Source organism: Streptomyces sp. NPDC051051 (genome assembly GCF_040682975.1).
In the GTDB taxonomy this organism is placed as follows: Bacteria; Actinomycetota; Actinomycetes; order Streptomycetales; family Streptomycetaceae; genus Streptomyces.
Window position 1 is genome coordinate 183,347 of record NZ_JBFBCB010000006.1, and the last position, 19,125, is coordinate 202,471.

Annotated in this window: 18 protein-coding genes and 1 pseudogene; 14 read left to right on the forward strand and 5 right to left on the reverse strand. The window is 72.4% G+C overall.

All coding sequences use genetic code 11. The features are described 5' to 3' along the window. Positions 1-509 precede the first annotated feature (509 nt). From hutU to hutI, 4 genes are read left to right on the forward strand one after another with little or no spacing between them, the layout of a single operon-like run. Positions 510-2,192, forward strand: coding sequence for a urocanate hydratase (gene hutU, locus AB0N31_RS07325; RefSeq protein ID WP_366057390.1), 1,683 nt, complete (start codon positions 510-512; stop codon positions 2,190-2,192). Continuing rightward, positions 2,189-3,505, forward strand: a complete 1,317-nt coding sequence (locus tag AB0N31_RS07330; RefSeq protein WP_366057391.1) for an allantoate amidohydrolase — start codon at positions 2,189-2,191, stop codon at positions 3,503-3,505. The genes hutU and AB0N31_RS07330 overlap by 4 nt, the downstream gene beginning before the upstream one ends. Next, positions 3,502-4,839, forward strand: a complete 1,338-nt coding sequence (locus AB0N31_RS07335; protein ID WP_366057392.1) for a formimidoylglutamate deiminase — start codon at positions 3,502-3,504, stop codon at positions 4,837-4,839. Before AB0N31_RS07330 ends, AB0N31_RS07335 begins: the two co-directional genes overlap by 4 nt. Continuing rightward, complete coding sequence (hutI, locus tag AB0N31_RS07340; RefSeq protein WP_366057393.1) at positions 4,836-6,125, forward strand: imidazolonepropionase; 1,290 nt, start codon at positions 4,836-4,838, stop codon at positions 6,123-6,125. The genes AB0N31_RS07335 and hutI overlap by 4 nt, the downstream gene beginning before the upstream one ends. Here the strand turns inward: hutI and AB0N31_RS07345 are convergent. Beyond that, entirely contained in the window at positions 6,065-7,075 is a 1,011-nt protein-coding gene (locus tag AB0N31_RS07345) for a DMT family transporter (RefSeq protein WP_366057395.1), read from the reverse strand. The genes hutI and AB0N31_RS07345 overlap by 61 nt on opposite strands. A 246-nt stretch (positions 7,076-7,321) precedes the next feature. Further along, positions 7,322-8,239: an RNA polymerase sigma factor SigF gene (locus tag AB0N31_RS07350; protein ID WP_366057396.1), complete on the reverse strand. Its 918-nt coding sequence runs from the start codon at positions 8,237-8,239 to the stop codon at positions 7,322-7,324. 233 nt (positions 8,240-8,472) lie between these two features. On the opposite strand from AB0N31_RS07350, the gene AB0N31_RS07355 reads away from it, so the two are divergent. Then, complete coding sequence (locus AB0N31_RS07355; RefSeq protein WP_366057397.1) at positions 8,473-8,850, forward strand: STAS domain-containing protein; 378 nt, start codon at positions 8,473-8,475, stop codon at positions 8,848-8,850. Between the two features lie 342 nt (positions 8,851-9,192). Beyond that, a complete protein-coding gene (locus tag AB0N31_RS07360; RefSeq protein WP_366057398.1) occupies positions 9,193-9,675 on the forward strand; it encodes an ATP-binding protein in 483 nt (160 codons plus the stop codon). Between the two features lie 146 nt (positions 9,676-9,821). Here AB0N31_RS07360 and AB0N31_RS07365 read toward each other — a convergent pair whose 3' ends face one another. Beyond that, on the reverse strand, positions 9,822-11,318 hold the full coding sequence (locus AB0N31_RS07365) for an oligopeptide:H+ symporter (RefSeq protein WP_366057400.1): 1,497 nt from the start codon (positions 11,316-11,318) through the stop codon (positions 9,822-9,824). A 509-nt stretch (positions 11,319-11,827) separates the two neighbouring features. Here AB0N31_RS07365 and AB0N31_RS07370 point away from each other — a divergent pair. After that, complete coding sequence (locus AB0N31_RS07370) at positions 11,828-12,505, forward strand: response regulator transcription factor (RefSeq protein WP_366057401.1); 678 nt, start codon at positions 11,828-11,830, stop codon at positions 12,503-12,505. Between the two features lie 270 nt (positions 12,506-12,775). Continuing rightward, on the forward strand, positions 12,776-14,050 hold the full coding sequence (locus tag AB0N31_RS07375; RefSeq protein ID WP_366057402.1) for an ATP-binding protein: 1,275 nt from the start codon (positions 12,776-12,778) through the stop codon (positions 14,048-14,050). Positions 14,051-14,086: 36 nt separating this feature from the next. Here the strand turns inward: AB0N31_RS07375 and AB0N31_RS07380 are convergent, their stop codons facing one another. Further along, a complete protein-coding gene (locus AB0N31_RS07380) occupies positions 14,087-14,590 on the reverse strand; it encodes a GtrA family protein (protein ID WP_366057403.1) in 504 nt (167 codons plus the stop codon). A 199-nt stretch (positions 14,591-14,789) separates the two neighbouring features. Here AB0N31_RS07380 and AB0N31_RS07385 point away from each other — a divergent pair, with 199 nt between their 5' ends. The 6 genes and pseudogenes from AB0N31_RS07385 to AB0N31_RS07410 form a co-directional block, all read left to right on the forward strand. Continuing rightward, positions 14,790-15,929: a 5-(carboxyamino)imidazole ribonucleotide synthase gene (locus AB0N31_RS07385; protein ID WP_366057404.1), complete on the forward strand. Its 1,140-nt coding sequence runs from the start codon at positions 14,790-14,792 to the stop codon at positions 15,927-15,929. Then, positions 15,926-16,456: a 5-(carboxyamino)imidazole ribonucleotide mutase gene (gene purE / locus AB0N31_RS07390; RefSeq protein ID WP_366057405.1), complete on the forward strand. Its 531-nt coding sequence runs from the start codon at positions 15,926-15,928 to the stop codon at positions 16,454-16,456. Before AB0N31_RS07385 ends, purE begins: the two co-directional genes overlap by 4 nt. A gap of 5 nt (positions 16,457-16,461) precedes the next feature. Further along, positions 16,462-17,640 (forward strand): dipeptidase, encoded by a 1,179-nt coding sequence (locus AB0N31_RS07395; protein WP_366057406.1) that lies wholly within the window; start codon positions 16,462-16,464, stop codon positions 17,638-17,640. A gap of 79 nt (positions 17,641-17,719) precedes the next feature. After that, on the forward strand, positions 17,720-17,992 hold the full coding sequence (locus tag AB0N31_RS07400; protein WP_366057407.1) for a type II toxin-antitoxin system Phd/YefM family antitoxin: 273 nt from the start codon (positions 17,720-17,722) through the stop codon (positions 17,990-17,992). Further along, a complete protein-coding gene (locus AB0N31_RS07405; protein WP_366057408.1) occupies positions 17,989-18,252 on the forward strand; it encodes a Txe/YoeB family addiction module toxin in 264 nt (87 codons plus the stop codon). Before AB0N31_RS07400 ends, AB0N31_RS07405 begins: the two co-directional genes overlap by 4 nt. 33 nt (positions 18,253-18,285) lie before the next feature. Further along, positions 18,286-18,586: pseudogene (locus AB0N31_RS07410) on the forward strand (membrane dipeptidase); the annotation flags it as partial. Positions 18,587-18,605: 19 nt separating this feature from the next. Here the strand turns inward: AB0N31_RS07410 and AB0N31_RS07415 are convergent. Continuing rightward, entirely contained in the window at positions 18,606-19,010 is a 405-nt protein-coding gene (locus AB0N31_RS07415) for a VOC family protein (RefSeq protein WP_366057409.1), read from the reverse strand. Positions 19,011-19,125 lie beyond the last annotated feature (115 nt).

The following is a 19,125-nucleotide window of genomic DNA, read 5'->3' on the forward strand; positions in this document are numbered from 1 at the left end:
GGAAGAAGCTACGCAACGTGTGCGACAGGAGTGAGTCTTCTGGCATTTTCCAGCGGAACATGCTCAGAGGTGACTAGGGTGGGTCGACTGACCTCCTTTTCCGCACAGTTCAACACCGTGCCGCCGGGCGCGCGTCAAGGGCGCGCGGGCGGAGGACGGGAGTGCGGGCGGGTGGCGTGGTGGCGGTTCGCGCGCCCCGGCCGCTGCTGAGCTGCACGATCCTTGGCCACCGCGCCGGACCACGGCCGGGGCTTCGCCTGCGCGCCGCCACCCGTGGGTGACTCGCCCGCGACCTCCGTCGGCGCCCGTCGCGCCGCCGACTCCTCCCGTGCACCCGGTCCGGTCCGGGATCTCCTCCGTCCGGAGGCGCCCCCTCCACTCCGAGGCCCCGCGTCTCCGCTGCGCCCGCCCCGCACTCCCGGTGTATTGACTAGCTCTATTCATCAAGTCAGGATGTGAATAGCCACTGCAACAATCCGTCGGGACCCCCACCCTCCAGGAGGCAGACCATGTCAGGACCCCGCCCCGTCCGAGCGCCGCGCGGTACGGAACTGAGTGCCCTGGGATGGCAGCAGGAGGCCGCGCTGCGGATGCTCCAGAACAACCTCGACCCCGAGGTCGCCGAGCACCCCGACAAGCTCGTCGTCTACGGCGGCACCGGCAAGGCGGCCCGCGACTGGCGCTCCTTCGACGCGATGGTGCGCACCCTGCGCACGCTGAAGCAGGACGAGACCATGCTCGTCCAGTCCGGCCGCCCGGTCGGCGTCATGCAGACCCACGAATGGGCCCCGCGCGTCCTCATCGCCAACTCCAACCTGGTCGGCGACTGGGCCAACTGGGAGGAGTTCCGCCGGCTGGAGCAGCTGGGGCTGACCATGTACGGCCAGATGACGGCCGGCTCCTGGATCTACATCGGCACCCAGGGCATCCTCCAGGGGACCTACGAGACCTTCGCCGCCGTCGCCGCGAAGCTGCATTCGATCGGTAAGGGGGTCGGCGGCACCCTCGCCGGGACCATCACGCTGACGGCCGGCCTCGGCGGCATGGGCGGCGCCCAGCCGCTCGCCGTCACCATGAACGACGGCGTGGCGATCTGCGTCGACTGCGACCCCCGCGCCATCGACCGCCGCATCGAGCACCGCTACCTGGACGTCAGGGCCGACAGCCTGGAGCACGCCCTCCAGCTGGCCGTCGAGGCCCGCGACCAGCGCAAGCCCCTCTCCATCGGTGTCCTCGGCAACGCCGCCGACGTGGTCCCGCGGCTCCTCGCGATGGGCGCCCCCATCGACATCGTCACCGACCAGACCTCGGCCCACGACCCGCTGGCCTACCTGCCCACCGGCGTCGCCTTCGAGGACATGGCCGACGCCGCCGCGAAGGACCCGGCCGGCTTCACCACCCGGGCCCGCGAGTCGATGGCCCGGCACGTCGAGGCGATGGTCGGCTTCATGGACGCCGGCGCCGAGGTCTTCGACTACGGCAACTCCATCCGCGGCGAGGCCCGACTGGCCGGATACGACCGGGCGTTCGCCTTCCCCGGCTTCGTCCCCGCCTACATCCGCCCGCTGTTCTGCGAGGGCAAGGGCCCCTTCCGCTGGGCCGCCCTGTCCGGCGACCCCGCCGACATCGCCAAGACCGACAGGGCGATGCTGGACCTCTTCCCCGAGAACGAGTCCCTCGCCCGCTGGATCAAGCTGGCCGGCGAACGCGTCCACTTCCAGGGCCTGCCCGCCCGCATCTGCTGGCTCGGCTACGGCGAGCGCGACAAGGCCGGCGAGCGGTTCAACGACATGGTCGCTGCCGGTGAGCTGGCCGCGCCGCTGGCCATCGGGCGGGACCACCTCGACTGCGGTTCCGTCGCCTCGCCCTACCGCGAGACGGAGGCCATGCTCGACGGCTCCGACGCGATCGCCGACTGGCCGCTGCTGAACGCGATGGTCAACGTGGCCTCGGGCGCCTCCTGGGTGTCGATCCACCACGGCGGCGGCGTCGGCATGGGCCGCTCCCTGCACGCCGGCCAGGTGACGGTGGCCGACGGCACGAAGCTGGGCGGCGAGAAGATCCGGCGCGTGCTGACCAACGACCCCGGCATGGGCGTCATCCGGCACGTCGACGCCGGATACGACATCGCCGAGTCGGTCGCCGACGAACGGGGCGTACGGGTGCCCATGCGCGAGGGTGACGACGCGTGACCCGCACAGGAGACGCGCCGGGCGGCAACCGCGCGGCCGGGGCCGAAGACCCGCCGCCGGGCGCGGGCGCGGGTCCGGCCCCGAGGCCGGCAGGCGAGTCCTTCCACCGGATGTGGCGTGACCTGCGCCCGATCGGACGGCACCCGGAGTCCGGCGGTTACCGCCGCTACGCCTGGACGGCAGCCGACGCCGACTGCCGGGCCTGGTTCAAGGAGCAGGCCGAGGCACGGGGGCTGGCCCACGAGGTCGACCGCAACGGCAACCAGTGGGCCTGGCTCGGCGACCCCGCCGCCGGCGACGCCGTCGTCACCGGGTCCCATCTCGACTCGGTGCCCGACGGCGGTGCCTTCGACGGACCCCTCGGCGTCGTCTCGGCCTTCGCCGCCCTCGACGAACTGCGCCGCCGGGGAGCGCGCTTCGCCAAGCCCCTCGCCCTCGTCAACTTCGGCGACGAGGAGGGCGCCCGCTTCGGACTCGCCTGCGTCGGCTCCCGGCTCACCGCCGGACACCTCACGGCCGAGCAGGCCCACCGGCTGACCGACGGCGACGGCGTCACCCTCCCGCGCGCCATGGAGGCCGCCGGGTACGACCCCGACGCCATCGGACCGGATCCCGAGCGGCTCGCCCGGATCGGCGCCTTCGTCGAACTCCACGTCGAGCAGGGCCGCGCCCTCGACCTCAGCGGCGACCGGGTCGGCATCGCCAGCGCCATCTGGCCGCACGGCCGCTGGCGGTTCGACTTCCGGGGCGAGGCCAACCACGCCGGCACCACCCGGCTGACGGACCGCCGCGACCCGATGCTGCCGTACGCCGAGACCGTGCTCGCGGCCCGCCGTGAGGCCCGGCTCGCGGGTGCCGTCGCCACCTTCGGCAAGATCTCCGTCGAGCCGAACGGCGTCAACGCCGTCCCCTCCCTGGTGCGCGGCTGGCTCGACTCCCGCGCCGCCGACCAGGAGAGCCTCGACCGGGTGGTCGGCGGCGTCGAGGAGGCGGCCCGCGAGTACGCGCGGGCGCACGGCGTCGACCTGGACGTCGTCCGCGAGTCCTTCACGCCCGTCGTCGAGTTCGACCACGCGCTGCGCGACGAACTGGTCCGCCTCCTCGGCGAGGACGCCGACCTGAAGGTCCCCGTCCTCGGCACGGGCGCCGGACACGACGCCGGAATCCTCTCCGGGAGCATCCCGACCGCCATGCTGTTCGTGCGCAACCCCACGGGCGTCTCGCACTCCCCGGCCGAGTCCGCGGCCGAGGACGACTGCGTGGCCGGGGTGACCGCGCTCGCCGACGTACTGGAAGGGCTGGCCTGCCGGTGACACCGAAGACCTACTGGCTGGAGCACGCCTGGCTCGGCGACCGCGTCGAACCGGGCGTCGCCCTCGACATCGGCGACGGCCGCATCGCCGCCGTCCGCACCGATGTCCCCACCCCGCCCCCCGGCGCCGAGATCCTGCGCGGCCTCACCCTCCCCGGGCTGGCGAACGCCCACAGCCACGCCTTCCACCGCGCCCTGCGCGGCACCGTCCAGGTCGGTTCCGGGACCTTCTGGACCTGGCGCGAGGTCATGTACTCCGTCGCCGACCGGCTGACCCCGGAGACCTACCACCGGCTGGCCCGCGCGGTCTACGCCGAGATGGCGCTGGCCGGCATCACGGCCGTCGGCGAGTTCCACTACGTGCACCACGCCCCCGGCGGCACCCCCTACGCCGACCCCAACGCGATGGGCGAGGCCCTGATCGAGGCCGCCGCCGACGCCGGCGTCCGCATCACCCTCCTCGACACCGCCTACCTCTCCGCCGGCTTCGGACAGTCCCCCAACGCCCACCAGCTCCGCTTCTCCGACGGCGACGCGGAGGCCTGGGCCGAACGCTGTTCACTCCTCAAGGAACGGGATCACGCACGGATCGGGGCCGCGATCCACTCCGTACGGGCCGTGCCCGCCGGGCAGTTGACGACCGTGGCCCGCTGGGCGCGGGAGCGCGGGGCGCCCCTGCACGTCCACCTGTCCGAGCAGACCGCCGAGAACGACGCCTGCCGCGAGGCCCACGGCCGCACCCCGACGCAGCTCCTCGCCGAGCACGGCGTCCTCGGCCGGGGCACCACCGGCGTCCACAACACGCACCTCACCGACGAGGACGTCGCCCTCCTCGGCCGCTCCGGCACCGGCACCTGCATGTGCCCCACGACGGAACGGGACCTCGCCGACGGCATCGGCCCGGCCGTCGCCCTCCAGCGGGCGGGCTCCCCGCTCTCCCTCGGCTCCGACAGCCACGCCGTGATCGACCTGTTCGAAGAGGCCCGGGCGATGGAGCTGAACGAGCGGCTGCGCACCCGCACCCGGGGACACTGGACGGCCGCCGCCCTCCTGCGGGCCGCCTCGGCCGACGGTCACGCGGCCCTCGGCCGGGACGACGCGGGCACCCTCCGGGCCGGCGCGGCCGCCGACTTCACGACGATCGCGCTCGACTCGGTCAGGACGGCAGGGCCGCTTCCGCGGCTCGGGGCCGAGACGGCCGTATTCGCCGCGTCGGCAGCGGACGTGTCGCATACGGTCGTGGCCGGTCGGCACGTCGTACGGGACGGGGTCCACCGCCTCGTACCGGATGTGCCGAAAGCCCTCGCGGACGCCGTCGCAGCCCTGCGCGGATGACCGCCGGCCGCCCGCCCGAGCGGCCGGCCCCCGCCCCCGACCCCACCGCCGACCAGGCCAGCGAGGACGCCATGAGCAACGCGACGACCGTCAGCCCCGCCCACTCCGCGAGCACCGCCAGCACGCTCATCACCAACATCGCCGCCCTGGTCACCAACGACCCCTCCCTGGGGGACACTTCCCCCCTCGGACTGATCCAGGACGCGGCCGTCGCCATCGAGGGCGACCGCGTCGTGTGGACCGGTGACCGAAGCAAAGCACCCGCCACTGACAACCGGGTCGACGCCGGCGGCCGGGCGGTCGTCCCCGGCTTCGTCGACTCCCACTCCCACCTCGTCTTCGCGGGCGACCGGACCCAGGAGTTCAACGCCCGGATGTCGGGGCGGCCGTACGGTGCGGGCGGCATCCGCACGACCGTCGCGGCCACGCGGGCGGCGAGCGACGCCGACCTCGAACGCAACCTCACCCGTTACCTCGCCGAGGCCCTGCGCCAGGGCACGACGACCTTCGAGACGAAGTCCGGCTACGGCCTGACCGTCGCCGACGAGGCCCGCGCCCTGCGCATCGCCGCCGCCCACACCGACGAGGTCACCTACCTGGGCGCCCACATCGTCCCCCCGGACCTCGCCGACGACCCCGCCGCCTACGTCGCCCTCGTCACCGGCGAGATGCTCGACGCCTGCGCCCCGCACGCCCGCTGGATCGACGTCTTCTGCGAGAAGGGCGCCTTCGACGGCGACCAGGCCCGCGCGATCCTCACCGCCGGCAGGGCCAGGGGCCTGCACCCCCGCATCCACGCCAACCAGCTCTCCCACGGCCCCGGCGTGCAGCTGGCGGTCGAACTGGACGCGGCCAGCGCGGACCACTGCACCCACCTCACCGACGCCGACGTGGACGCCCTCGCGAACAGCGAGACGGTCGCCACGCTGCTGCCCGGCGCCGAGTTCTCCACCCGGGCCGAGTGGCCGGACGCCCGCCGCCTGCTGGACGCCGGCGTCACCGTGGCCCTCTCCACGGACTGCAACCCGGGCTCGTCCTTCACGTCCTCGGTCCCGTTCTGCATCGCGCTCGCCGTACGCGACATGCGGATGACCCCCGACGAGGCCCTCTGGTCGGCCACGGCGGGCGGCGCCGCGGCCCTGCGCCGCACGGACGTGGGCCGCCTGACCCCCGGCGCCCGCGCCGACCTGGTCCTCCTGGACGCCCCCAGCCACGTCCACCTGGCCTACCGCCCCGGCGTGCCGCTCGTCTCGCAGGTGTGGCGACGGGGCGTACGGGTGGCCTGAGGGGGCTCGCTCACGGTTTCGCCCCCCGCACCCGCCGCCGTGCGGCCCCGGTCCGCCACCGACCGCCCCCACGCCGTACCGGCGAGGACCAGCACCGCGCCCGCGAACCCCGGCCACCCCGGCCGGTCCCCGGCGAGCGCGATGCCCACGGCCGCCGCCCACACCGGCTCGGTCCCCAGCAGCAGGCTGACCCGGGACGGCGACGTACGGCGGACGGCCCACATCTGCACGAAGAACGCGAACAGCGTGCAGAACACGGAGAGGTAGACCAGGCCGGCCCAGTCCCCGGCGTCGAAGCCGGCAGCGGCGGCCCACGGCGAGGCGCCCGTCCCCGGCATCGTCACCAGCACCGCGAACACGGCGACCGCCCCGCCCAGTTGGACCGTGGTCAGGGACAGCGCGTCCGCTCCCCGCACGGACTCCATCCGCGCCATCGCCAGCACGTGCACGGTACGGGCGACCGCCGCCCCCAGCATCAGCAGATCGCCCCCGGACGGAGCGGTGAACCCGGCGCCCTGCGTCAGCAGCGCCACCCCCAGCACCGACACGCCCGCCGCCGCCAGGAACGCCCCCGGCAGCCGCACCCCGCGCACCCGGCTCTCCGCGAGCGGCGTGAACACCATGGTCAGGCTGATGATCAGCCCCGCGTTCGTGGCCGAGGTGTGCACCACCCCGTACGTCTCCAGCAGGAAGATTCCCGCGAGGATCAGCCCGAGCAGCCCGGCCCCCCGCCACTGCGCGCCGCTCAGCGCGCGCAGCCGCCGCCGGCCGACGGCCACCAGCACCGGAAGCACCACCGCGAACCGCAGCACGAGCACGGCCGGCACGGTGCCGGCGGTGGTGACGCCCTTCGCGGCGAGGTAACTGGACCCCCACACCACGGCGACCAGCAGCACGGGAACGTCAACGAGGCGGCCGAGGCGGGCCGGGGCGGCGGGGAAGTCGGGCATGGGGTTCCTCACGAGCGGACGACGTGGCCGACCCAGCAGCGCCGCTGGTCATGGGGCGGGGCCAGCGTAGTCGTCGCGGGGAAACCGGCCAGTGGGTTTCCACGATGGGGACACCCGACGCGACGCCCCTGCGCGTGTAGGGCTCCGCACGACAAGGCCGCGCCCGGGTGGCGGCATCCGACCGCTCACCCGGGCGCGGACCGCACTGGTCCCCGGCCGGCCCCGGTCCCCACCGGGGAGGCGCGCTCACTCCTCCAGCGTCAGGCCCTTGCGCAGCCGCACCAGCGTGCGCGACAGCAGCCGCGAGACGTGCATCTGCGAGATGCCGAGTTCCTCGCCGATCTCCGACTGGGTCATCCCGGCGACGAAGCGCAGCGAGAGGATCTTCCGGTCGCGGGGCGCGAGTCCGGCGATCAGCGGCTTCAGCGACTCGACGTACTCGATGCCCTCGAGTCCGTGGTCCTCGTAGCCGATGCGGTCGGCGAGGGCGCTCTCCGCGTCGTCCTCCTCCGGCTGGGCGTCCAGCGAGGCGGCGGTGTACGCGTTCGAGGCTGCCATGCCCTCGACGACCTCCTCGCCGGCGATGCCGAGGCGCTCCGCCAGCTCCGCCACGGTGGGGGCGCGGTCGAGCTGCTGGGCGAGTTCGTCGCCGGCCTTGGCCAGGTCGATCCGCAGCTCCTGGAGCCGGCGCGGGACGCGCACGGACCAGGACGTGTCGCGGAAGAACCGCTTGATCTCGCCCACGATGGTCGGCATCGCGAAGGTGGGGAACTCCACACCACGGCTCAGCTCGAAGCGGTCGATCGCCTTGATCAGGCCGATCGTGCCGACCTGGACGATGTCCTCCATGGGCTCGCTGCGGGAGCGGAAGCGGGAGGCCGCGAACTTGACCAGGGCGAGGTTCAGCTCGACGAGGGTGTTGCGCACGTACGAGTATTCGTACGTGCCTTCCTCCAGCGACTCCAGTCGCTCGAAGAGGGTCTTGGACAGGGCCCGCGCGTCGACCGGTCCGACCTGGTCGTACGGCGGGATCTCCGGGAGTCCTGCGAGGGCGTCACGGGGATCGCCGCTCCGCTCGATGGGATTCAGGTGTTCCGGAGGGGGTGTCGACGTCGCCCTGTGGGTATGCGGAGCGTCGAGCCGGGATGACATGATGTCCTCCATCGTTCTCGGCATACGGCTGCCGAAGCCAGTGCGTGCACTACGGTGTGCGGCGCCTCCAAAGCCGGCCGTGTCGGGTGTGTTCCTCTAGCCCTACCCGCTTTACTCAGCCGATCGCAAGTGCGGTTTGTTGGGTTATGTCTGTTTGTGGGTGATTGTTCGGCTGTTGGAGTGCGGATCGAAGGCGTAGTGTTCGAGGGCGTCAGCAGCAGTCACGACCTCGGGAGAGACACGGCATGGACCGCGGGACGGTCGGCAGCGCACAGTCTGGCCGGCTCATGGTGGAAGTGCGGGAAGAGGGCACCAGTGCCGTCGTGACCCCCGCCGGTGAGCTGGATCACCACACGGCCGATCTGTTGCGCGAGCCACTCGACGAGTGCCTCGCCAAGGGGCTGAGCCGGCTGGTCGTGGACTGCTCCCGGCTGGAGTTCTGCGACTCCACGGGGCTCAACGTCCTGCTCGGCGCCCGCCTGAAGGCCGAGGCCGCGGGCGGCGCGGTACACCTGGCGGGCATGCTGCCCGTGGTGGCCCGGGTGTTCGAGATCACCGGCGCGGACGCCGTCTTCACCGTGCACGACACGGTCGAGGCGGCCCTCGCGGACGGGGACGGCTGACCCTGGGACCCGCCCGTCGGCCCTCACGGCGGCCGGGCGCGACCGGACCCCCGCGCGCCACGGACGACCAGGGACGGACGGGCCGGTCACCTGTGGGCGAACGAGGGGTGTTCCGCCGGTCGTGTCGGGCAGGAGACACCTGAACATGTCGGCGGCACAGCACGAGGAGAGGGCGGGATGCGCAGACCGACCGTGCAGCGGCCGCTGAACGTGTGCAGGGATTCCGGCACCGCCGGGGTGTCGTGCACCCTGGGGATCCCCCGTCGTGCGAACGATGAACCGCAGCACGAACTGAACGCTGAATTGAACCCTGAACTGGTGAATCGGTGAGGTGAAGCGCTGATGAGCACCACCCGGCCTTACTCGCCGGGCGACCGCGGCCCGGAGCCCAGCGGCGCTTCCGGAGCGTCGTCGGGTCGTCAGGTCCGCACGCTGAGCTTCGACGGCGAGAGCGGTGTCGTCCCGCTCGCCCGCGACTTCGCCCGTCAGGCGTTGTACGCGTGGGGTTGGCTGCCCGCCGGAGGCGCCGACCAGCGGGCCGCCGCCGAGGACGTGCTCCTCGTCGTCTCCGAACTGGTGACCAACGCCTGCCTGCACGCCGAAGGGCCCGACCAGCTCCAGATCGGCTGCGACAACAAGGTGATCCGCGTCGAGGTCTCCGACCGTGGCAGCGGCCAGCCCGCCCCCCGCAACCCCCACCGCGCCGGCCGCCCCGGCGGCCACGGCATGTTCATCGTGCAGCGTCTCTGCCTGGACTGGGGGGTCGTACGGACCCCGGGCGCCGCGGGCAAGACGGTCTGGGCGGAACTGGGCGCCCCGGCCTGAGCCGCGGCGCCGGGAGTCCTCGCCGTCGAGGGCCCCGGCACGACCCCCACCTGCACTCCGACAGGCCGGCGGACCCGCTGGACGCGCCGAGGGCCGCCGCGACCGGAGTCGTGGCGGCCCTGCGGGAACCGTGGGGGGAGGGGACGTCAGCGGACGTCGCCCATGAGTTCCTTGACGCGCTTGCGGTACATCCACACCGCGACACCGGCGACCACCGCGAGCGTGGCCTCCATCGCGACGATGCCCGTCCTGTTCAGGTCGACGCCGGCGATGGAGAGCAGACCGGTGGTGGCGTCACCTGCGGTGACGGCCAGGAACCAGACGCCCATCATCTGCGAGGCGTACTTCGCCGGCGCCATCTTCGTGGTGACCGACAGGCCGACCGGGGAGAGCAGCAGCTCACCGACGGTCTGCACGAAGTAGATCGCCACCAGCCACATCGCGGCCGCCTTGTGACCGCCCTCGGCGATCGACAGCGGGGCGAGGAAGAGGAAGAAGGACGCGCCGACCAGGACCAGGCCCGAGGCGAACTTCACGATCGTGCTCGGCTCCTTGCCGCGCTTGTTCAGCGCGAGCCAGAACCAGGCGAAGACCGGGGCCAGGGCCATGATCAGGACCGGGTTGACCGACTGGTACCAGGAGACCGGGAACTCCCAGCCGAGGACGGTGTTGTCGGCGGAGGAGTCGGCGAAGATCGACAGGGTCGAGCCGCCCTGGTCGTAGATCATCCAGAACACGGCGGCGGCCACGAAGAACCAGATGTACGCGGACATCTTCGACTGTTCGGGGCGGTCGAGTTCCCTGTCCCGCTTGATGTTGACCAGCACCATCACCGGGATGATCACACCGAGCAGGGTCAGCGGGACCAGGATCCAGTTCAGCGTGTAGTGGCCGGAGAAGCCGACGATCGCGTACGCCACGACGGCGATGCCGGCCCAGATGGCGGCCTTGCGCAGCGTGCCGGCCTTCTCCTCGGCGGACAGCGGCTTCGGCACGACGCTGGAGCGGTCGGCCAGGTGGCGGCTGCCGAGCAGGAACTGCGCCAGGCCCAGCGCCATGCCGAGCGCGGCGAGCGCGAAGCCGAAGTGCCAGTTCACGTTCTCGCCGATGGTGCCGATGATCAGCGGGGCGGCGAAGGCACCGAGGTTGATGCCCATGTAGAAGACGGTGAAGCCGCCGTCGCGGCGCGGGTCGTCCGGGCCGTCGTAGAGGTGGCCGACCATCGTGGAGATGTTGGCCTTCAGCAGACCGGAGCCGATCGCGACCAGGCCCAGACCGGCGTAGAAGGTCCCGGCGGACGGCAGGGCCAGGGTGAGGTGGCCGAGCATGATGACCGCACCGGCGACGGCGACGGTCCTGCGCGGCCCCCAGACGCGGTCGCCGAACCAGCCGCCGGGCATGGCGAGCAGGTACACCAGCGACACGTACACGGAGTAGATCGCGGTCGCGGTGCCCGCGTTCAGGTGCAGGCCGCCCGGCGCGACCAGGTACAGCGGGAGGAGAGCCCTCATGCCGTAGTAGGAGAACCTCTCCCACATCTCGGTCATGAAGAGAGTGGCCAGTCCGCGGGGGTGGCCGAAGAAGGTCTTCCCGGTTCCGGGGGTTCCCGGGCGGACCGAGTCCTTCGTCAGGCTGGACGCCATGGTCGTTCCTTGCTGGTCGGGACGCGCGGTGGAGCGTGCGCGCCCGGTTGGGGCGGCCGGCACCGGCTTGATCGGCCCGTCCACCCACGCCCACGGGGGAGCCGCTCCGGGTCACGGAACGGCGGACGGCGACCACCGGGATCCACGCCCCGCGAGTGGGGGCCCGGCCACAGGTCGTTCCTTTCGAGGGCCGGCGGAGAGCCGGCCCGCACACAAAAGAGACCCTCAGCGTCAAGTCGAGCGCCAAAGGTCCCCGTGGTGCTACAGGCGTCCTTTCACCATACGGCAGGACAGAACCGGATATGGAAGGACTTGAGGCGCAGATCACAGGCCAGGCAGGAACCGGGGCGAGGTTTCCAAGGTCCATACCAGGATGACATCCCGTGACCTCAGGTCCGTACCAAGGGCGGCGGGGTCGCCGCGGGCGGGTTGTCCGGCATGTCCCCGAGTAAGAGCCGGGGTCGGGCATCACACCCTTGGCCCCGTCCCACGCGGACTACCATCGCCTCATGACCCGTGTACTGCTCGCCGAGGACGATGCGTCCATTTCGGAGCCGCTGGCCCGCGCCCTGCGCCGGGAAGGGTACGAGGTCGAGGTGCGTGAGGACGGACCCTCCGCGCTCGACGCCGGAATGCAGGGCGGCGTCGACCTGGTCGTGCTGGACCTCGGGCTCCCCGGCATGGACGGCCTGGAGGTGGCCCGCCGGCTGCGCGCCGACGGCCACGCCATCCCCATCCTGATCCTCACCGCGCGCGCCGACGAGGTCGACACCGTCGTCGGACTGGACGCGGGCGCCGACGACTACGTCACCAAGCCGTTCCGGCTCGCCGAACTCCTCGCCCGCGTCCGGGCCCTGCTCCGGCGCGGCTCCGTCGAACCCCAGCAGCCGCCCGCCACGCACGGGGTCCGCATCGACGTCGAGTCGCACCGCGCCTGGATGGGCGAGGAGGAACTCCAGCTCACGGCCAAGGAGTTCGACCTCCTGCGGGTCCTCGTGCGCGACGCCGGCCGGGTGGTCACCCGCGACCAGCTGATGCGGGAGGTCTGGGACACCACCTGGTGGTCCTCGACCAAGACCCTCGACATGCACATCTCCTGGCTGCGGAAGAAGCTGGGGGACGACGCGGCGAACCCCCGCTACATCGCCACGGTGCGTGGCGTGGGCTTCCGCTTCGAGAAGAGCTAGCCGCTTCGAGGAGAGCCGACCGGTTCGAGGAGAGCCGACCGGCGACCGGCCGGACGGGGATCCAACCGGTGAAGGGCGTGACCGGCGGCGGCCCGGTCGGCGAGGGGCCCGGTCGATGAGGGCCACGGTCGCCGAAGGCCGGCCGGCGGCAGCCGCGGGTCACCGCCGTCGGGGCCGGCCGCGCCCCGCGGCGGAGTCGCGTGCGGACGCGGCCCCACCCCGGGCGAGCCGTCCCCACCCGTCCCGTGAAGTCACCGTCCGGAGGGCCCTGTGCGTCGCCGTCTGATCCAGTCCACGCTGGCCGTCGTGCTCGTCGTGATCGCCGTGTTCGGGGTCTCCCTCGTCATCGTCGAGACGCGCACGATCAGCAACAGCGCACAGGAACGCGTCGAGCTGGAGGCGGCCCGCCTGGCCAGCATCGTGGACAGCCGGCTCGCCGGCGCCGGGACCGTCGACGCCGAGGTGCTGCGCAGCCAGCTCACCCACGAGCGGTACGCGGTGATCCGGATGCCCGGGAAACCGGTCATCGCGGTCGGCAGCCGCCCCGAGGGCGACGTCATCCGGGGCGAGGCCCGGGGCGAGGAGGGGGAGACCGTCGTCGTCGAGGAGCCCCGCTCCTCCGTGACCCGAGAGGTCGGCCGCACCCTGCTCATCATCGGCCTGGTGGCGCTGCTCGCGGTGGTCGCCGCGGTCCTCCTGGCCATCCGCCAGGCCAACCGGCTCGCCTCCCCGCTCACCGACCTCGCCGAGACCGCCGAACGCCTCGGCTCCGGCGACCCCCGCCCCCGCCACAAGCGGTACGGCGTCCCCGAGCTGGACCGGGTCGCCGACGTGCTCGACTCCTCCGCCGAGCGCATCGCCCGCATGCTGACGGCGGAACGCCGGCTCGCCGCCGACGCCTCCCACCAGCTGCGCACCCCGCTCACCGCCCTGTCCATGCGCCTGGAGGAGATCACCCTCACCGACGACCCGGACACGGTGAAGGAGGAGGCCACGATCGCGCTGACCCAGGTGGAACGCCTCACCGACGTCGTGCAGCGCCTGCTGACGAACTCCCGCGACCCCCGCACCGGATCCGCCGTCACCTTCGACCTCGACGAGGTCATCCAGCAGCAGCTCGCCGAGTGGCGCCCGGCCTACCGTGGCGTGGGCCGGGCGATCGTCAGCTCCGGCAAGCGGCACCTCCAGGCGGTGGGCACCCCGGGCGCGGTGGCCCAGGTGCTGGCGGCCCTCATCGAGAACTCGCTCATGCACGGCGGCGGCACGGTCGCCCTGCGCACGCGTGTCACCGGCAACCAGGCGGTCATCGAGGTCACCGACGAGGGTCCCGGCGTCCCCGCGGACCTCGGCGCCCGCATCTTCGAGCGCACGATCAGCGGCCGGAACTCCACGGGAATCGGCCTCGCGGTGGCCAGGGACCTCGCCGAGGCCGACGGCGGCCGCCTGGAGATGCTCCAGACCAAGCCCCCGGTCTTCGGCCTGTTCCTGTCACGAACGGCCCCGGAGAAGAAGCCGCCCCAGGACACGGAACCCACGGTGAGGTGACCGGCCGGCCCGCCCGGGGCCACGGCCCCGGCCCCCTCAGCCCACCCGCTGCTTCGCCGCGGCCTCGGCCGCCGTCATCCGCGACTCCCCGACCACGGTCCCCTGCCGGGGCATCGCCTTGAACACCCATGTCCGGTACGACCAGAACCGGAACAGCGTGGCGATCCCGATCCCGAGGAACTTGAACACGTTGCTCTGCAACGGGCTGTCCCAGCCGAACCCGTACGTCGCCAGGAACAGCAACCCGTTCTCGATGACCAGCCCCACCGCGCTGAACAGCAGGAACAGTGACATCTCCTTCGTACGTCCGCTCTTGCCCCGGTCCCGGTAGGTGAAGTACCGGAACCCGACGTAGTTGAAGGCGATGGCGACCACCGTGGCGATGACGCTCGCGCGCACCACCTGGAGATCGGTGACGTGCCGCACGAAGTTGAACACACCGAGGTTGACCAGCAGGCCCGCCCCACCGACCGCGCCGAACTTGGCGAGCTCGCGGGCGAGTCTCCGCAGCCGTCCTTCCCCCGAGGAACCATGTGCCATGGTCGTGCAGGCCCCCGTCCGGGTGTCGGTTTCGTCAACCCAGCCATGCTAACCACCCCCCTCGTGGGTTTCCTGTGCCACCGCCCCACCGGTGCGCGACGGCCCGGCGGGAAGCCGGGAAACCGCCGGTACCGGGTTGGAACGGGCCCGGTGGGAGGTGCGGAACCAGCCGGTGCGACGTGGCCGATACCCTAGGGGCGTGACGTTCCCGGTAGTCGGCATGGTCGGCGGGGGCCAGCTCGCTCGTATGACACACGAGGCGGGCATCCCGTTGGGCATCAGGTTCAAGCTCCTCAGTGACACTCCTCAGGATTCCGCGGCCCAGGTGGTGAGCGATGTCGTCGTCGGCGACTATCGCGACCTGGACACGCTGCGCGAGTTCGCGCGGGGCTGTGACGTGATCACCTTCGATCACGAGCACGTCCCCACCGAGCACCTCCGGGCCCTGGAGGCGGACGGCATCCCCGTCCGCCCGGGCCCCGAGGCGCTCGTGCACGCCCAGGACAAGGGCGTGATGCGCGCGAGACTCGACGCGATCGGCATCCCCTGCCCACGGCACCGCATCGTGGCCGACCCGGCGGACGTCGCCGCGTTCGCGGCGGAGGGCGAGGGCTTCCCGGTCGTCCTCAAGACGGTCCGCGGCGGCTACGACGGCAAGGGCGTGTGGGTCGTGAACTCCGCCGAGGAGGCCGAGGACCCCTTCCGCGCGGGCGTCCCCGTCCTCGCCGAGGAGAAGGTCGACTACGTCCGCGAGCTGGCCGCGAACGTCGTGCGCTCCCCCCACGGCCAGGCGGTCGCCTACCCGGTCGTCGAGTCCCGGCAGGTCGACGGCGTCTGCGACACGGTGATCGCCCCGGCCCCCGACCTCGACGAGACCCTGGCGCTCAAGGCCGAGGAGATGGCCCTGACCATCGCCAAGGAACTCGGCGTCGTCGGCCACCTCGCCGTCGAGCTGTTCCAGACCCGCGACGGCCGCATCCTCGTCAACGAGCTGGCGATGCGCCCGCACAACTCGGGCCACTGGACCATGGACGGCGCGATCACCTCGCAGTTCGCCAACCACGTCCGCGCGGTCCTCGACCTCCCGCTCGGCGACCCGCGCCCGCGCGCCGAGTGGACGGTCATGGTCAACGTCCTCGGCGGCGACTACCCGGACATGTACTCCGCTTACCTGCACTGCATGGCCCGCGACCCCCGGCTGAAGATCCACATGTACGGCAAGGACGTGAAGCCCGGCCGCAAGGTCGGCCACGTCAACACCTACGGCGACGACCTCGACGACGTGCTGGAGCGCGCCCGTCACGCTGCCGGCTACCTGAGAGGCACGATCACCGAATGAGCCCAGTCGTAGGCATCGTCATGGGGTCGGACTCCGACTGGCCCGTCATGGAGGCCGCCGCCCAGGCCCTCGACGAGTTCGAGATCGCGTACGAGGTCGACGTCGTCTCCGCGCACCGCATGCCGCGCGAGATGGTCGCCTACGGGGAGCAGGCCGCCGACCGCGGACTCAAGGTGATCGTCGCCGGCGCGGGCGGCGCCGCCCACCTGCCCGGCATGCTCGCCTCCGTCACCCCGCTGCCGGTCATCGGCGTGCCCGTGCCGCTGAAGTACCTCGACGGCATGGACAGCCTGCTGTCGATCGTGCAGATGCCGGCCGGCGTCCCCGTCGCGACCGTCTCGGTCGGCGGCGCCCGCAACGCCGGTCTGCTCGCCGCCCGCATCCTCGCCGCGCACGACGAGGACCTCCTCGCGCGGATGCGCGACTTCCAGCAGGACCTCAACGACCAGGCCACCGAGAAGGGCAGGCGCCTGCGCGCCAAGGTCGAGGGCGGCGCAAACGGCGGCGGCTTCGGCTTCGGAAAGTGACGGCGATGACCTTCCTGGAGCAGGCCCGAGAGCTGCTGCGCGAACACCCGGTCGTCGACGGCCACAACGATCTGCCGTGGGCGCTGCGCGAACAGGTCCGCTACGACCTCGACGCCCGCGACATCGCCACCGACCAGCACACCCACCTGCACACCGACATCCCCCGCCTGCGCGCGGGCGGCGTCGGCGCGCAGTACTGGTCGGTGTACGTCCGCTCGGACCTGCCGGGCGCGGTCCCGGCGACGCTGGAGCAGATCGACTGCGTACGGCAGCTCATCGACCGCCACCCCGAGGCGCTCAGGGCCGCCCTGACCGCGGCCGACATGGAGGCGGCGCGCGCGGAGGGCCGTATCGCCTCGCTCATGGGCGCGGAGGGCGGCCACTCCATAGCCAACTCGCTGGGCACCCTGCGCGGCCTGTACGCGCTCGGCGTGCGGTACATGACGCTCACCCACAACGACAACGTGGACTGGGCGGACTCCGCGACCGACGTGCCGAAGGCCGGCGGGCTGACGGCGTTCGGCCGCGAGGTCGTCCGGGAGATGAACCGCGAGGGCATGCTGGTCGACCTCTCGCACGTGGCGGCGACGACCATGCGGGACGCGCTCGACGTCTCCGCCGCGCCGGTGATCTTCTCGCACTCCTCCGCGCGGGCGGTGTGCGACCACCCGCGCAACATCCCCGACGACGTGCTCGAGCGGCTGCCCGCCAACGGCGGCGTCGCCATGGTGACGTTCGTGCCGAAGTTCGTGCTCCAGGCGGCAGTGGACTGGACGGCCGCCGCGGACGAGAACATGCGCGCGCACGGCTTCCACCACCTCGACACCACCGCCGGGGCCATGGCGGTCCACCGCGCCTTCGAGGAGGCGAACCCCCGCCCGGTCGCCACCGTGGCGACGGTCGCCGACCACCTCGACCACATGCGCGAGGTCGCGGGCGTCGACCACCTCGGCATCGGCGGCGACTACGACGGCACCGCCTTCACCCCCGAGGGCCTCGGCGACGTCTCCGGCTACCCGAGGCTCCTCGCCGAACTGCTGGAGCGCGGCTGGTCGAAGTCCGACCTCGCCAAGCTGACCTGGCAGAACGCGGTCCGGGTACTGGCCGCCGCGGAGGACGTGGCCCGCGACCTCCGGGCCACCAGGGCACCGTCCAACGCGACGATCGAGTCGCTCGACGGCTGAGGCCGTCCGGAGCGGTACGGGAATGTCGTACGAGTGCGGTACGGCGTTCCCGTACCGCATTCGGAAGGGGCGGCCGTCCATGACCATAAGCGCCGGCGAAGCACGCCGGGACCTGTTCCCCCTCATCAAGCGGGTCAACGACGGCCACACGCCGGTCCGTATCAGCTCCAAGAGCGGTGACGCGGTGATCATGTCGGCGGACGACTACGAGGCGTGGCAGGAGACGGTCTACCTCCTGCGGTCACCCGCGAATGCGCGACGCCTGACGGAGGCCGTCGCCCGGGACAAGGCGGGAGCATCGACCGTCGCCAGGACCGTCGAGGAACTGCGGGACCTGGCGGGGGACGGGTGAGGAGCGTCCACTTCGACCCGGACGCCTGGGAGGACTTCCTCTTCCGGCTCGGCTCGGACCGCAGGATGGCCCGCCGGATCACCCGCCTGATCGGAGAGATCCAGCGGGACCCCTTCACCGGCATCGGCAAGCCCGAACCCCTCAAGGCCGGCCTCTCCGGCTACTGGTCCCGCAGGATCGACGACGAGCACCGCCTCGTGTACCGGGCTGACGACAAGGAACTGAAGATCCTCAAGGCGCGCTACCGCTACCACGACTGAGCCCGGCGACCTCGTGCGACCGCCGGCCCGGACGGTCCCGCCCCCGGGGACGTCGCCGACCACCTCGACCACGTCCGTGAGATCGCCGGACCCGGTTGCGTCGGCCTGTCCGGCACCCACGACTCCGGCGCCCCCCCACCCCCAGGACCTCGCCGACGCCGCCGGCTACCCGCATCTGATCGCCGAACTCCTCCACCGCGGCTGGCCGGAGTCCGACATCGCCCGGCTGACCTGGGGGAACATACAGCGCGTCCTGCGCAGCGCGGATGTCGCCGCCCGGACGGCACGGCAACGCAGGGAGCCGTCCACGGCGACGGTCACGGACCTGGACGGCAGCCCCCTGACCGGCCCGCTCACGACGAGGCGTGCTCGATACGGCACAGGCAGAACGGGTGTCCCGCCGGGTCGGCGTACACCTGGAAGTCCTTCTTCTCCCGGTCCTCCAGGTCCAGCGGCCGCGCGCCCAGCTCCAGCACGCGAGCGTGGGCCGCGTCGACCTCGTCCCAGGTGGCGCCGGCGTCGAGGTCGAGGTGGAACTGCTGGGAGTTGCGGTCGGAGCGCGGCCACTCGGGCGGGGTCAGCCCCTCCGCCCGCTGGAAGGCCAACCGGGGCCCGCCGGGGACCTGGAGCACGTACCAGTCCTCGTCCCCCTCCTCGGCCTGCGGGGTGCCGCCCACGACGGCGGCGTAGAACTCGGCCAGGGCACGCGGGTCGGGGCAGTCGAGCACGACGGAACGCAGACGGGCGGCGGGCGCCATGACGGTCTCCTCGGCAGGTGTACGACGGATGCTGAGGCGGACGAGTGCCCGGAGGGGCCGCCGCCCTAACGCACAGGGGGTTCACACGTCACGCACCGCGCCGGTGCGGCACAAT